This is a genomic window from Rhizobium sp. BR 250 (assembly GCF_047445855.1).
In the GTDB taxonomy this organism is placed as follows: domain Bacteria; phylum Pseudomonadota; class Alphaproteobacteria; order Rhizobiales; family Rhizobiaceae; genus Agrobacterium; species Agrobacterium tumefaciens_I.
Window position 1 is genome coordinate 109,594 of record NZ_JARWKW010000002.1, and the last position, 13,793, is coordinate 123,386.

The following is a 13,793-nucleotide window of genomic DNA, read 5'->3' on the forward strand; positions in this document are numbered from 1 at the left end:
AGGCCGGGTGTTCGAAAATTCCGTTCCGCAAGCCTTACTTGGCAGCGGCTTCGTAACGCTCGAGGACGTAATCCCAGTTGATGAGGTTATCAACGAAGGCTTCGAGGTACTTCGGACGCAGGTTGCGGTAGTCGATGTAGTAGGAGTGTTCCCACACGTCGACGCCGAGGATCGGCTCTGCACCGTGAACCAGCGGGTTTTCGCCGTTCGGGGTCTTGGAGATTTCAAGCTTGCCGTTCTTGACGGAGAGCCATGCCCAGCCGGAGCCGAACTGCGTGGTGCCGGCAGCGATGAAATCGGCCTTGAACTTGTCGTAGCCGCCGAGATCGGAAGCGATGGCCTGCTCAAGATTGCCCGGCAGCTTGTTGCCGCCGCCGCCCTTCTTCATCCACTTCCAGAAATGGACGTGGTTGTAGTGCTGGGCAGCATTGTTGAAGAGACCGGCATTGGTGCCAAAGGACTTCTTCACGACTTCTTCCAGCGACAGGTCGGAAAGACCGGCTTCGGCAGCCAGCTTGTTGCCGTTGTCGACATATGCCTTGTGGTGCTTGTCGTGATGGAACTCGAGCGTCTCGCGCGACATGTAAGGTGCAAGCGCGTCGTAGTCGTAGGGGAGTTCGGGAAGTTCGAAGGCCATGGTTTTTACTCCTTTTTGCAGCGGGTTACCGCTCCTAGAAACCGTGTGAGCGGACCATAGGAGCGAAGCTCCGTTTGGGCAACCTGCGAAATATCAAAATGTTCCGACAAAGGAGAAAATTCCTCTCCTGCCGGCGGCGACCATATTTGTTTCACAACCCCGGCGTACCGTTTTCCACCCTATCGGTTCGCTCCGGACCAAATTTGCAGGAAAGAAATTCCATGACCCACCCTCTGATCCGCCCCCTTATCCTCGTCGCCGCCCTCTCCACCCTCGCACTGCCGGCTGCCGCATCGTCGGACGATGCCTGGAAGGAATTCGTGGCGGATGTGCAGACGGCCTGCCTCGGCGCATCCAGGGACATGATCGAGGACGCCAAGGTTGTGGTCGATCCGGTCGGCAGCGAAAATTACGGTCTCGCCATCCTGACCGGCAAGGTCAAACTCACCGGGAAGAGTGGGGGCGCGGATGCGACGGTCAGCCATATCTGCGTCTATGACAAGAAGACCCAGGCGGTGGAGCTGGGCAGCGAGCTTGCCGGCGATACGCTGAAGGTGGAAATCCCGGGCTCCGCGAAGCCTTGATTCCTGGAGTGAGAGCGGGATTTCAGGCGAAAACCGCTCACACTTTCCGCCATCCCGTCCTGACGGTTCAGAAACGCGGCGTGGTGTCGCCTTCGCCGAGCGCACGCTGCATCAGCACCGTGTCCAGCCACTGGCCATGTTTCCAGCCGATGGATTTGAAGGTGCCGACAAGTTCGAAACCGGCAGCGCGATGCACGCCGACTGAAGCCGCATTGGCGCTGTCGCCGATGACGGCGATCATCTGCCGGAAGCCACGCGCAGTGGCTTCCACGATCAGCGCATCGAGCAGTTTGCGGCCGATGCCCATGCCCTTCATGGCCGGATCGATATAAACGGAATCCTCGACCGTCGCGCCATAGGCCGGGCGGGCGCGATAGGCGCCGGCATAGGCATATCCGGCTACCTTTCCATCGCGCTCGGCGACGAGATAGGGATAATTGCCTTCCACCAGCAGGCGGCGGCGCTCGGCCATCGTCTCCACATTCGGCGGATCGATCTCGAAGCTGGCGCGGCCATGCAATACGGCATCCCGGTAGATTTCGGTAATGGCTGCAATATCCGCCTCTTCACAGGGGCGGATCAAAAGGCTGGAAACGGTGGAAAGGGTCATTCTCTTGTCCTGCGGATCATTCACGCCATCATTGTGCATTGCGACGCAGCCAAAATAAAGATTATCTGTCTTATACAAACGATAAGGTTTTCTTTGATGATGGACCTCGATCTCAGGCAGATGCGCAGTTTCATGGATGTGGCCGATCTCGGCAGTTTTTCCGCGGCCGCCGACAAGGCGGGGCTGACACAGCCGGCCATCAGCCTGCACATAAGATTGCTTGAAAAGCAGTTGGGCGTGCGGCTGATCGAAAGAGTGGGCAGGCGCGCGCAGCCGACGGCGGCGGGGCGGGATTTCCTTATCCATGCAAGGCGCATTGCCGAAGAGGTGGCGCATGCAATCGATACCGTCGCGCCGCATCGCAGCGGGGTAACGGGGCGGCTCCGCATCGGCACGGGCGCCACCGCCTGCATCTATCTGCTGCCGCCGGTGCTGGGCAAAATCCGGCAGGCCATGCCGGGTATCGATATCGTCGTGCAGACCGGCAATACCCACGATATATTGCGGCTTCTGGAGGCCAACACCATCGACGCGGCGGTGGTGGCCCTGCCCGCCAGCGGCCGTAGCCTCGATATCCGCGATATCCACCTCGACGAACTCGTCGCAGTCTTCCCGCATAGCTCCGTACCTGCCGCAATGGCGCTGACCGCCGAAACGCTTTTGGCGCAACCGCTGCTGCTTTACGAGGGCGGCAATACGCGCAAGCTCGTGGACCAATGGTTTGCCGCAAGCGGCCGCACCGTGCAGCCCGCCATGGAACTGGGCAGCGTCGAGGCTATCAAGAAACTCGCGGGTGCGGGGCTTGGCCTTGCCATCGTGCCGCGCATGGCCGTGGAACATGAGGGGGAGGCATCCGGGCTCGAATGGCGCTCCCTTGACCCGCCGCTCGAACGGCGGATCGCGCTCGCGCTGCGGCGCGACAAACATATGACTGCACCGCTCAGGGCACTTGCCACTGCGCTGCCGGCTATCCGGAAAGGATGAGGCCCGCACCGGTTTCGGGCGCGGGCTTCGACCTGTTGATGACGAGGACCTGTATCTTCTCCTCCGTCATGCCGGACTAGAGCCGACATCCGGCCACCGCACGTCTGCGCGGTGAAGGAGCTTTCTGCGATCAAGGCTTGATCGCACTGGACCCCGGATCCAGTCCGGGGTGACGGGGTGCGACAGCTCGTTCACCGTTATATCCGGCAAACTTGCTCCGTCCTCAAAACTCCGTCCAGTCGTCCCCCTTCACGGCCAGCGCCGCGTTACCGCGCGAAGCGGCAACCGGGCGGGCCTTCGCAGCCGGGGAGGTTTGGGCGGCAGGCGCGCGCGCCGGGCTTGCTGCGCGCTGCATCTGCCGCGCCGTCTCCCGCAATGCAGAGGTCTGCTGGCCGAGCTGGAATTGCGCAAGCAGGGTGTGCAGATTGGTACATTCCTGCGCGAGACCGGCACCCGCCGCGTTCATTTCCTCGACCATGGCGGCATTCTGCTGCGTGGCCTGGTCCATGTGGTTGACAGCGGTATTGACCTCGGAGAGACCCGCCGACTGTTCCTGCGCCGCGGTGGCGATGGCATCCATATGGGTGTTGACGGACAGCACCAGCTGCTCGATTTCGGAGAGCCCGACGCCGGTATCGGCAACCAGCTTCACGCCCTCGCCCACCGCAACGGCCGAGGTATTGATGAGCTGCTTGATTTCCTTGGCCGCATTGGCGGAACGCTGCGCCAGTTCGCGCACTTCCTGCGCCACGACAGCAAAACCCTTGCCGGCATCGCCCGCCCTTGCCGCCTCGACGCCCGCATTCAGCGCCAGAAGGTTGGTCTGGAAAGCGATTTCATCGATGACGCCGATGATCTGGCCGATCTGGCGCGAGGAATGTTCGATGCGTTCCATGGCGGAGACGGCGTCGCGCACCACCTTGCCGGAAAGATCGGCCTTTGCCCTTGCTTCCCGCACCGTATCACGCGCCTCGCCGGCGCGCTTGGAGGTGGCGGAAACATTGGCGGTGATCTCTTCCAGCGCGGCGGCGGTCTCTTCCAGAGAAGCGGCCTGCTGCTCGGTGCGGCGGGAGAGATCGTCGGATGCCGAGGAAACCTCGTGGGCGCCGCCATTCACCGTCTGTACGGACTGGCCGACGCTTGTCAGCGCCTCGCGCAGCTGATGCACGGAGCTGTTGAAATCGTGGCGAAGGGCCTCGAATTGCGGAGCGAAAGGCGTGGCGATCTCGCAGACCATATCACCCGAAGCGAGACGGCGAAGACCGCCCGCCAGCGAACCCGTGGCCTGATTGAGCCGTTCTTCGGCCTCGGCCTCCGCACGCTGCTGCAACTCGATACGGTCGCGCTCGGCCTGCTCGCGGTTGGCGACGGCGTCCGTTTCCAGCTGCCGGTTGCGGATGGCCGCCTCACGGAAGACCTCCACCGCGCGGGCCATTTCGCCGATTTCGTCGGAGCGCCGGGCGCCGGGCACGTCGATGGTCAGATTGCCGGTGGACAGTTCCATCATCGCCCGGGTGAGATTGCTGATCGGACGAGTGACACGGCCAACGATGACGCCCAGGCAGAGAATGCAGACGCCCAGCGTTACAATGAAGGCAGCGAGATAGATCATCGAGCCGATAAAGGCGTCCTGCTTGGCTTTCTCAGCGTTGGCGTTGAGCGTATCCATGGCTTCCGACGCGATTTTCGCGACCGTGTCGAGGTTGGCCGTGACGGTGTTGCGCCAGGTGTCGATGGTGAAGGCCGGCGTGCGGCCGTTGTTCAGATCATCAATCAGCTTGGTGCGCTGGGTGATGAAATCACCCTTGAAATAGGTCCGGTCGGCGGTGGCGTACAGATCCTTCAGCGCCTGTGGTGTCGATTCATGCGCAACGAGGTCGCCGGTAGCTTTCCACGCGAAGGCCGCGCCTGCATCGAAATTGTTGAGTTGCTGGGTTTCCTGCGGGGTGAGTGGTCGCTGCTGCGCTACCACCGCGTTGATAACGACCGTGGCGCTGCCGCCGAGAGCGCGCGCCGACCAGCCGTAGGACCGGAGCTGGATAAGACCGGTGAGGCTCTGATCGAGCGAACGGATTTCGCCCTCCACCGCCGTCGATCCCGTTTCGAGCGTGGTCAGGAAATCCTGGCCGAGCGTCAGCACGGTCTTGTCGAGGCCGGTTTCGCGGCGGTCGAGCGGCAGGGTCACGTTGGCATCGACCTTTTTACGCAAATCCAGAAACTGCGCGTAAATCTCCTTCACCCGGTCAAGCGAGGCCTTGAGCGCTGCGTGATCGATTGCAGCGGACTGTTCGAGGAAAGCGCTCATCGCCGCATCCACCTTCTGGCGCGATGCCTGCACGCTGGCGATGGTATTGGCTGTCTTCGCCGGATCGACCGTCAGGGCCGAGGCGCTGTTGCCGCGTTCGCTGCGGAAATTCAGCAGGGTGTTAAAGAGAAGCCTGTCGAGCGAAACGAGATGCGCGACTTCCGAAAAAGTTCGGGCGCGATGAACGGACTGCCACATGGCATTGCCCACGAAACCCGCCAGCGCGATGCCGACAAGCAGGAAAAAGCCCACAAGTATATTGCGTATGCTGAAAGACATTTGCGGCCCCCATAGCCCAAAAGGATAGTGCCGCAAACTACAGGGTATTTTTCTAAGATTGGATTAAATCGCCCCTTAATTTCCACGGGAAATCTTACCGTTCAAAGCAGAAAGCCGCGACGGGTCCGACCCGCCGCGGCCTTTGAAAACAGGATTATTGACAGGTCTCAGACATCCGCGCCGAGACGCGCCCAGTCCATGTAGAGATCGAGTGCCTTGCGGGCGACCGGACCTGCCTGCAATTCGCGGTCATCCAGCTTCACCACAGGCGAAACCTTCGAATAATTGCCCGAGCAGAAAATCTCATCGGCCTCGCGGAAATCCTCGACCGAAAGCGTTGCCTCACGGACATCGAAACCGGCCTGCCGCAGAAGGCCGATCACCCGCGAACGGGTGATGCCGGCAAGGAAGGTGCGGTTCGGCACGGGCGTGAGAACGACACCGTCCTTGACCATGAAGATGTTGGACGAGGCGGATTCGGCGACATTGCCGTTCATGTCGCGCATCAGGGCGTTGTCGAAACCGCGCGAGCGGGCTTCCAGAATGGCGCGGCCGCTATTGGGATAAAGGCTGCCGGCCTTGGCGTCGGTCATCGCGGTTTCGGGCGAAGGACGGCGCAGCGGCGAGACGGTGAGCGTCAGCGGTTTGCCGGCATCCATCGGCGCTTCGAACAGGCAGAGTGCAAAACGGGTGGAACCGGCATCCGGCGCCACGACGCTGCCCGGCATGCCGTGTTCGGCCCAATACATCGGCTTGATATAGATCGCGACCTTGCCATCGAATTTCCGGACGCCTTCCAGCGCCAGAGCCTCGATCTCCTCCGCCGTCATGGTCGGCTTCATGCCCATGTTGACCGCAGAGCGGTTGACGCGCTGGCAATGCAGATCGAGATCGGGCGCCACGCCATCAAACCAGCGCGCGCCGTCGAACACCGTCGAGGCCAGCCACATGGCATGCGAGGTCGGGCCGATGAGCGGCGGATTGCCGGGCAGCCATTGACCGTCAACATAGGTCCAGGTGGTTGATCGGGGTGCGGTATCGACGCTCATGATAGTCTCCTGTCTCAAGCATTTCCGTCCGGCGAAAACGCTCCGTCTTTTGTCTTGATGCATTTCCGGAAGCAAAACGCTGCGCGTTCTTAACCGGCATCTGCTGGAAATCGGCCGGAGTGAATGCCTCTCGCCCAGACAGGTCAAGTTTTAATTGCCACCATATTTGATTTTGATGGAAAATAACAAATGCAGGCCCTGACAAAGACGTTTTGTGAGGCGAAACAAAAGGTTGATGAATAGATTCATCACAATAATTCATTGATCCGATGATGGCGGGGCCGTTTCGGCCATGCGATGCTGACGATCTGACGGCAGTCCGCAGGAGGCAATCATGGCATGGTCCGCCCACCAATATCTGAAATTCGAAGACGAGCGGACACGCCCCGCGCGGGATCTTCTGGCGCAGGTGCCGCTGGAGCGGGTGCTGAACGGTTATGATCTCGGCTGCGGCCCCGGCAACTCCACCGAACTCCTGACCGACCGTTACGGCGTCAATGTCATCACCGGCATCGACAGCGATGACGACATGCTGGAAAAGGCGGCGGACCGGCTGCCCAACACCCGTTTCGGCAAAGCCGATCTCGCACACTGGAAACCGGTGCAGAAGGCGGACCTGCTTTACGCCAATGCGGTGTTCCAGTGGGTGCCGGATCATCTTGCCGTTCTTGCGCAACTGATGGACCAGCTGGAAAGCGGCGGCGTTCTGGCCGTGCAGATGCCGGACAACCTGCAGGAGCCGACCCATACCGCCATGGAGGAAACCGGCGCAAACGGTCCGTGGAAAGAGACGTTTTCCGGCGGCAAGTTGCGCCGCAAGCCCCTGCCCGCGCCAGCAGACTATTTCAACGCGCTGGCACCGAAATCGGCCCGCGTGGATGTGTGGCACACCATCTACAATCACCCGATGAAGGATGCGGAAAGCATCGTCGAATGGGTGAAGGGCACGGGGCTGCGCCCCTATCTCACCGCCGCCGGCGAGGAAAACCGCGAGGCCTTCCTCGCCGATTATACACGGCGCATCGGGACGGCCTATCCGCCCATGGCAGATGGCCGGTTACTGCTGCGTTTTCCGCGGCTTTTCGTGGTGGCAGTGAAGAAGTAGCAGGGCACGCGATGCGCGCGTTATCGCACGCGGGCGCATCCCCTCTACCCTCATTCCTGTGCCTGTCACAGAAATCCAGCCAGCCCAAAGCCCTTGTCGTCAGCCCGCGAAGGCGTAGACCCGGAGGCGGTGGCTGTCGGGGTCGGCGGCCGTGAAGGTATAACCGAACTCCATTTTCGCGGGCTGCTGCAGCATGGCGACACCTCTTGCTTTCCACCCGGCAAAAGTCTCATCCACCTGCGCATCGTTTTCGACACGGAAGGCAAGCTCTCCGCCGCCGCCCGTCACGGATGCCCTGGGCTCCACGGTGTGCCGCGACCAGAGGCCGAGTTTCATGCCGTTAGGAAGGACGAAGAGGGAAAAAGTCGGGGAGGATTCGACGGGATCGACACCCAGCAGCGCCTTGTAGAATTCCGTGCTGGCCGGCGGGTTGTCGACATAAAGGATGGTGAAATCGGGGTGGGTCATGGTCGTTCTCCTGTGTTGCGGATGAACGGTTTCTAGACCCGCCTGCTGTCAGTTTTTGTCAGCATGATTGCGTCGCCGCTGTTTTTCCCGCTCGCGCCATTCTTTCAGCAGCACCTGGCGGCGGCGCGGGTAACGGCTGTCGAGGGGACGGAAGCTTTCGATGCGATCGGCCCGGAAACTGCGGAAATCCTGCCGGGTCTCGCACCATGCCAGCACCACCCGCACCAGATCGAAAAAAGCGAGCGCGAAAGGCCAGATCACCCGCTCCGTCGGTTCTCCCTTTTCATCACGATAGGCGATCGCGACCCTTGTCTCGGCGCGGATGGCGCTGCGCACCGCCGAAAGATCGAACCCTATCGGCGCGGCAGACTGTCCCGGCCCGACAAGCAGCGTAGAATTGTCGAGTTCTTCCCGCAAGCCATCCGGAAGGACGGCGGCGATCTTGACGAGTGCGGCGCGCGCGGCCTCGGCCAGCCCCGCATCGGCGCGGCCTGCCACCCAGCGCGAACCCAGCACCAGCGCCTCGATTTCCTGCTGCGAAAACATCAGCGGCGGCAGCAGGAAACCGGGGCGCAGCACATAACCCACGCCGGCCTCGCCCCCGATATCCGCGCCCTGCGCCTGCAGCGTCGCTATATCGCGATAGAGCGTTCGCAGGCTGACGCCGGTCTCAGCGGCAAGGTCCGCACCGCTGACCGGCATGCGGTGGGAGCGCAGGATCTGCAGGAGATCAAGAAGCCGTTGTGAGCGTGACACGCGAGATTTCCTTCCATCCGCATCGTCGGATCATACCGGTGACGTTTCCCGGTGCCCCGAGGGGTAACCCCGCCCGTCGCCGGGCGCAACCGTGCAAAAAAGGGTGGACAAGCCCGAGCCGCCATCATGTAGATAGGGGCCGGGATTTTCGCATCCTCGCCACCATCCCAGGCCTTTCGGGTTTTCGCCATGATCGTTCGTTCAAAACCGAACCTGCTGCAGCTTTTATTCATTGTGCGCGGCTCCATCATCGTCCGCATCTTTCCGCAGGTGCTCGCCGTTTTTGTGCTGTCGACGCTGGTCGTCTGGGCACACAAGGATCGGCCCGATCTGGTGCCGGCGCTGAACGGTGCGCCGTTTTCGCTGCTCGGCATCGCGCTTTCGGTGTTCCTCGGTTTTCGCGCCAATGCCTGTTACGACCGCTGGTGGGAAGCCCGCAAACAATGGGGCGCGCTGATTACCGTGGCCCGCACGCTGGCGCGCCAAAGCGCGCTGCTCGAGAACCGGCAGGATGTGGCCGAACCGGTGGCGCGCCGGCGGGTGATCGATCTCGCCATCGCCTTCTGCCACACGCTGGTCTCGCATCTGCGGCCCGGTGAGGCGACCGCCAACGCTGCCCGCTTCATCCCGGACGATTTCACTGAGACCTATACCCGCAGCCGCAACCGGCCGGACATGCTGCTGCGCGAAATCTCCGGCGCTTTCATCGCCGCCAACGCGAAGGGGCAGATCAGCGATATCCAGCTGCAGATGCTGGATGCAACCGTGCAGCAGATGGCGGCCGCGCAGGCTTCGTGCGAGCGCATTCGCCACACGCCGGTTCCCTTCGGTTATTCGCTGCTGCTGCACCGCACCGCGCATCTTTTCTGCCTTCTCCTGCCATTCGGTTTTACCGATCTGCTCGGCTGGGCAACGCCATTTACCAGCACGCTCGTCGCCTATACGTTTTTCGGTCTCGATGCGCTGTCCGACGAGCTGGAAGATCCCTTCGGCACCGGCCTCAATGCGCTGCCGATCAATGCGCTCGCCACCACCATCGAGATCAACCTGCGCGAGGCGATGGGCGAGACCGATCTGCCTGAAGACCCGCGCCCGGTGGATTATGTGCTGATGTGATATCGTTCCGGCACGGTTGAAACCGATCACGCCGACACCAGTTAAAAGAAAGACGGCTTCCCCATCCGGCCTCTTCCGCCGGCCATGTTTTCAGCAAACAGGAGAGACACCCATGTATCACGTCAACGCGAATGGCGCGACTATTCCCGCCCTCGGTTTCGGCACCTTCCGCATTCCGGAAGACGATGTGCAGCGCATTCTGCCGGAAGCGCTGAAACTCGGTTTCCGCCATGTCGACACGGCCCAGATCTACAAGAATGAGGGCGCCGTCGGCGAGGTCATCGCGCAGTCCGGCATTTCCCGGCATGATATTTTCCTGACCACCAAGGTGTGGGTGGACCGCTTCCGCCACGACGATTTCCTCGCCTCTGTCGATGAAAGCCTCGCGAAGCTGAAGACCGATTATGTCGATCTGCTGCTCCTGCACTGGCCGCAAAGCGATGTGCCGCTGGCGGAGAGGATCGGCGCGCTGAACGAGGTGCGCAAGGCCGGCAAGGTGCGCAATATCGGCATTTCCAATTTCAACGTGGCGCTGACCGAAGAGGCCGTGAAACTCTCCGACACGCCGCTTGCCACCAACCAGATCGAATATCACCCCTATCTCGACCAGACGAAGGTGATTTCGGCCGCGCGCAAACACGGGCTTTCGGTGACGGCCTATTATCTGATGGCCGATGGCAAGGTGCCGAACGATCCGCTGCTGAAGGATATCGGCGCGAGATACGGCAAGACGGCGGCGCAGGTGACCCTGCGCTGGGCGGTGCAGCAGCCGGATGTCGTGGCGCTTTCCAAGACGGCGACGGAAAGCCGCCTCAAGGAGAATTTCGACATTTTCGATTTCACCCTGACGGAAGAGGAAATGCAGGCGATCCACGCGCTTGCCCGGCCGAATGGCCGCATCGTCAACCCCGGCCACCTTGCGCCCGATTGGGACGACTGAGGCGGCGGGGGCGTCCGGTTCGGTCTCACCGTTCGGAGAGGGCCAGTTTCGCGCCCAGCGCCACGAAGGCGGCGGCGAAACTGCGCCTGAGCCAGGTGAGCACGGCCGGGCGTGACACCACCTGCCGCCGCACCGAGGCGGCGAAGCAGCCGTAGAGCGCAAAGACGAGAAACGTCATGGCCATGAAGATCAGCCCGAGATCGATCATGCGCCCTGTCGGTGAAAGCTCGCCCGGCGCGATGAATTGCGGCAGGAAGGCGAAAAAGAAGATCGACAGTTTCGGGTTCAGCAGATTGATAAGGATCGCCTCACCGATGACGCGGGCGGCCTTTTGCCGTTGCCGGGCGTCATCGATCTTCAGCGCGCCGTCCTCCCGCAGCGTGTTCCACGCCATGTAAAGGAGATAGGCAACCCCCAGATATTTGACCACGCTGAAGGCCAGCGCGCTGGTGTGTAGAATGGCGGCAAGGCCGGTGATGGCGGCCAGAAGATGCGGCACGATGCCGAGCGTACAGCCAAAGGCCGCAACGATACTTGCCCTCACCCCCTGCGAAAGACCGGCGGCGAGCGTGTAGACCACGCCGGTTCCCGGAGAGGCGGCGACGATGAAGGATGTGATGAGGAATTCGGGTGTCATGATGCGGGTATGTCCTCCTGGGGTGGAGGATGGGAGCATGATGGCGCGTGGGGTTGGTGTCTTGGATGAAATTGCAGCGCCACATCCGCACACCGTAACCCTGGCCCCCGCCGGCTCAGTTCCGGCATGACGGAAGAGAGCGACGATCAGCCGCCTGTCGCCGCCCGATAGGCCGCCGGCGTCACGCCGAATTGCCGCACGAAGAACCGGTTGAGATGGCTCTGGTCGGCAAAGCCGGCGATGAAGGCGACCTGGGCAGGTGGGGTGCCGCCGGCCAGCGCGTGCCGCGCCAGATGGATGCGGCGCTGGAGAAGGTAACTGTGCGGTGTCATGCCCGTCGCCCTGGAGAAGGCCCGCAGGAAGCGGAACTGGCTCATGCCGGCCTCCCTGGCCAGACCGGCCAAGCGAAACGACCGGGCGGGATCGTCATCGATGCTGCTTTTTGCCCGCCGGATATTGTCGGGCGCAGCCATGGCGGGCGGCTTCGCCGCCGTCTCCATCGCGCCCGCCAGAAGCATCAGCAGGGTCTCGTCGCCATGCAGGGTTTCGCCCGGCCGCTCCCTTGCCGTCATGGCTGAAAAGACCGCATTGAACCGAGCCGCCAGAGGTCTCGTATCGACCGGATAGGCGAATTCGAACGCACCGCGATCCCTTTCGCCGATATCGGCAATGGCGTCGCGAACGATATCGATGTCGAGATAAAGCATGCGCCAGGCGCGACCGCCCTCTCCGAGCGGAATGCCGTCATGCACCTCGCCCGGATTGACGGTGATGACGTGGCCGGCGCCGGCCTCCACCATGCCGCGACCGGAGAGGGATTTCTGCGCACCGCGATGGATGAGACCGATGCCGAACTGGTCATGCATGTGGCGCGGAAAGGCGCGGTCGCTATCCGCCACCACGGCGGCAACGCCGGGCAGAACGGTTTTCGGCATCAGGAACTGGCCTTGGGCCATGAAAGCGCGCGCTCCGCAGGAAAGAGCGCCACGCTATCACAGGATGCCTGCCCGCGACAGGCGCCGCCCGGTTTACGGGTGCATGTGGTTGACCATGGCAAAGACGTGATCGAAATTGCCATTCTGCGCGGCAAAACGCAGCGGCTTGCAGCGTTCCACCACCACTTCCTTCTCATCCGGGCGATTGCCGAGAATATCCATTACCTCGGAAATGAAGGCCTCGAGCGGCATGGCTCTTTCGTCATTGGCCTGCCCCTCGCCCATCAGTGTCGTCTGCACATAGGGCGGCACGATTTCGATGACTTCCACCGGCGTTTCCTTCAGCTGCTCGCGCAGCGCAACGGAATAGGCGTGGATGGCCGACTTGGTAGCGCTGTAGGTGGGGGTAAGTACCATCGGCACGAAGGCAAGCCCCGAGGAGACCGTCAGCACCGTGGCGGCCGGTTGCCTGAGGAAATGCGGCAAAAGCGCCGCCGTCAGGCGGATGGGGGCAAGGAGATTGGTGGCGATGGTCTCTTCCGCCGTGTCGAGGTAATCCGGCGCGGCGGCGATTTCTTCCGGGCGCATGATGCCGGCATTGTTGATGACGGCGTTGAGGGCCGGATGGGCGTTCACCAGCGCCTCGGCGAAGGCGCGGATGCCTTCTGCATCCGTCGCATCCATGACCATCGAGGCCATGCCGGGATTTGCGGCCGTCACCTCGTCGAGCACGGCCTGGCGGCGGCCGGAAATGATGACCTTGTTGCCCGCCTGATGAAAAGCTTCCGCCAGCGCCCGGCCGATGCCCGAACCGCCGCCGGTGATGAGAATGGTATTGCCGGTGATTTTCATTGCAGCATCCTTTGCTTGTTGGGTGAAAGGAAGTTAGCTATGATACTCTCCAATCGAAAGTAGGCACCCAAAAGATTTATACTTACAAAAAGGAGAGTATAAGATGAAACGGCACGCCGCCGATCCGGCCATCGAGAGCCGGCGCAAGGTTCCGCCGCCAACGGAAAGCGATCCGGCGATAGAGGCGCTGGTTCAGGACATCATTGCGAAAGTCGCCGACAAATGGACGATGCTCATTCTGGAAGTGCTGGAAGAGCACGGCACGCAGCGCTTCACGCAGATCGGCAAACATGTGGGCAATATCAGCCAGAAGATGCTGACAAAAACACTGCGGCAGATGGAAAGCGACGGGCTGGTGCGCCGCACCGTGCACCCCGTCATTCCGCCGCATGTGGATTATGGCCTGACTGATCTCGGCCGCACGCTGGGCAGCGCCTTTTGCGGCGTGTGGATCTGGGCGGAAACGCACCATGCCGAAATAGAAGAGGCGCGGCGGCGTTTCAATGAACAGCCGCCGCGCCCCGCGATGGAGTGAA

At 61.9% G+C, this 13,793-nt stretch carries 15 protein-coding genes; 6 read left to right on the top strand and 9 right to left on the bottom strand.

Annotated features, from left to right (window positions below; all coding sequences use genetic code 11):
• Positions 1-34 precede the first annotated feature (34 nt).
• A complete protein-coding gene (locus QD336_RS03560; RefSeq protein WP_499169396.1) occupies positions 35-637 on the bottom strand; it encodes a superoxide dismutase in 603 nt (200 codons plus the stop codon).
• A gap of 221 nt (positions 638-858) precedes the next feature.
• Here QD336_RS03560 and QD336_RS03565 point away from each other — a divergent pair, with 221 nt between their 5' ends.
• The gene (locus tag QD336_RS03565; protein ID WP_499169398.1) at positions 859-1,221 is read left to right on the top strand and encodes a hypothetical protein; all 363 of its coding nucleotides are present in this window, start codon (positions 859-861) and stop codon (positions 1,219-1,221) included.
• Positions 1,222-1,288: 67 nt separating this feature from the next.
• On the opposite strand, the gene QD336_RS03570 is transcribed toward QD336_RS03565, so the two are convergent.
• The gene (locus QD336_RS03570) at positions 1,289-1,831 is read right to left on the bottom strand and encodes a GNAT family N-acetyltransferase (protein ID WP_269344347.1); all 543 of its coding nucleotides are present in this window, start codon (positions 1,829-1,831) and stop codon (positions 1,289-1,291) included.
• 96 nt (positions 1,832-1,927) lie between these two features.
• Here QD336_RS03570 and QD336_RS03575 point away from each other — a divergent pair, with 96 nt between their 5' ends.
• Positions 1,928-2,815, top strand: coding sequence for a LysR family transcriptional regulator (locus QD336_RS03575; protein WP_499169399.1), 888 nt, complete (start codon positions 1,928-1,930; stop codon positions 2,813-2,815).
• A 223-nt stretch (positions 2,816-3,038) separates the two neighbouring features.
• Here QD336_RS03575 and QD336_RS03580 read toward each other — a convergent pair whose 3' ends face one another.
• A complete protein-coding gene (locus tag QD336_RS03580) occupies positions 3,039-5,399 on the bottom strand; it encodes a methyl-accepting chemotaxis protein (RefSeq protein WP_499169400.1) in 2,361 nt (786 codons plus the stop codon).
• A 167-nt stretch (positions 5,400-5,566) separates the two neighbouring features.
• Positions 5,567-6,448: a branched-chain amino acid aminotransferase gene (locus tag QD336_RS03585; protein ID WP_269344353.1), complete on the bottom strand. Its 882-nt coding sequence runs from the start codon at positions 6,446-6,448 to the stop codon at positions 5,567-5,569.
• Between the two features lie 334 nt (positions 6,449-6,782).
• Here QD336_RS03585 and tam point away from each other — a divergent pair, with 334 nt between their 5' ends.
• The gene (gene tam, locus QD336_RS03590) at positions 6,783-7,553 is read left to right on the top strand and encodes a trans-aconitate 2-methyltransferase (protein WP_269344354.1); all 771 of its coding nucleotides are present in this window, start codon (positions 6,783-6,785) and stop codon (positions 7,551-7,553) included.
• Positions 7,554-7,652: 99 nt separating this feature from the next.
• On the opposite strand, the gene QD336_RS03595 is transcribed toward tam, so the two are convergent.
• Together QD336_RS03595 and QD336_RS03600 are read right to left on the bottom strand one after the other, a co-directional pair.
• Positions 7,653-8,021 (bottom strand): VOC family protein, encoded by a 369-nt coding sequence (locus tag QD336_RS03595; RefSeq protein ID WP_499169402.1) that lies wholly within the window; start codon positions 8,019-8,021, stop codon positions 7,653-7,655.
• Positions 8,022-8,069: 48 nt separating this feature from the next.
• On the bottom strand, positions 8,070-8,777 hold the full coding sequence (locus QD336_RS03600) for a helix-turn-helix transcriptional regulator (RefSeq protein WP_499169404.1): 708 nt from the start codon (positions 8,775-8,777) through the stop codon (positions 8,070-8,072).
• Positions 8,778-8,966: 189 nt separating this feature from the next.
• On the opposite strand from QD336_RS03600, the gene QD336_RS03605 reads away from it, so the two are divergent.
• Positions 8,967-9,893 (top strand): bestrophin family protein, encoded by a 927-nt coding sequence (locus tag QD336_RS03605; RefSeq protein WP_499169405.1) that lies wholly within the window; start codon positions 8,967-8,969, stop codon positions 9,891-9,893.
• A 112-nt stretch (positions 9,894-10,005) separates the two neighbouring features.
• The gene (locus QD336_RS03610) at positions 10,006-10,833 is read left to right on the top strand and encodes an aldo/keto reductase (RefSeq protein ID WP_499169406.1); all 828 of its coding nucleotides are present in this window, start codon (positions 10,006-10,008) and stop codon (positions 10,831-10,833) included.
• Positions 10,834-10,858: 25 nt separating this feature from the next.
• Here the strand turns inward: QD336_RS03610 and QD336_RS03615 are convergent, their stop codons facing one another.
• From QD336_RS03615 to QD336_RS03625, 3 genes are all read right to left on the bottom strand, one after another.
• Positions 10,859-11,470: a LysE family translocator gene (locus QD336_RS03615; RefSeq protein WP_499169408.1), complete on the bottom strand. Its 612-nt coding sequence runs from the start codon at positions 11,468-11,470 to the stop codon at positions 10,859-10,861.
• A gap of 146 nt (positions 11,471-11,616) precedes the next feature.
• Positions 11,617-12,426, bottom strand: a complete 810-nt coding sequence (locus QD336_RS03620; protein WP_499169410.1) for an AraC family transcriptional regulator — start codon at positions 12,424-12,426, stop codon at positions 11,617-11,619.
• A 72-nt stretch (positions 12,427-12,498) separates the two neighbouring features.
• The gene (locus tag QD336_RS03625) at positions 12,499-13,257 is read right to left on the bottom strand and encodes an SDR family oxidoreductase (protein WP_499169411.1); all 759 of its coding nucleotides are present in this window, start codon (positions 13,255-13,257) and stop codon (positions 12,499-12,501) included.
• Positions 13,258-13,360: 103 nt separating this feature from the next.
• Between QD336_RS03625 and QD336_RS03630 the strand changes: the two genes are divergently transcribed.
• On the top strand, positions 13,361-13,792 hold the full coding sequence (locus QD336_RS03630; protein WP_269344365.1) for a winged helix-turn-helix transcriptional regulator: 432 nt from the start codon (positions 13,361-13,363) through the stop codon (positions 13,790-13,792).
• Position 13,793: the final 1 nt, after the last annotated feature.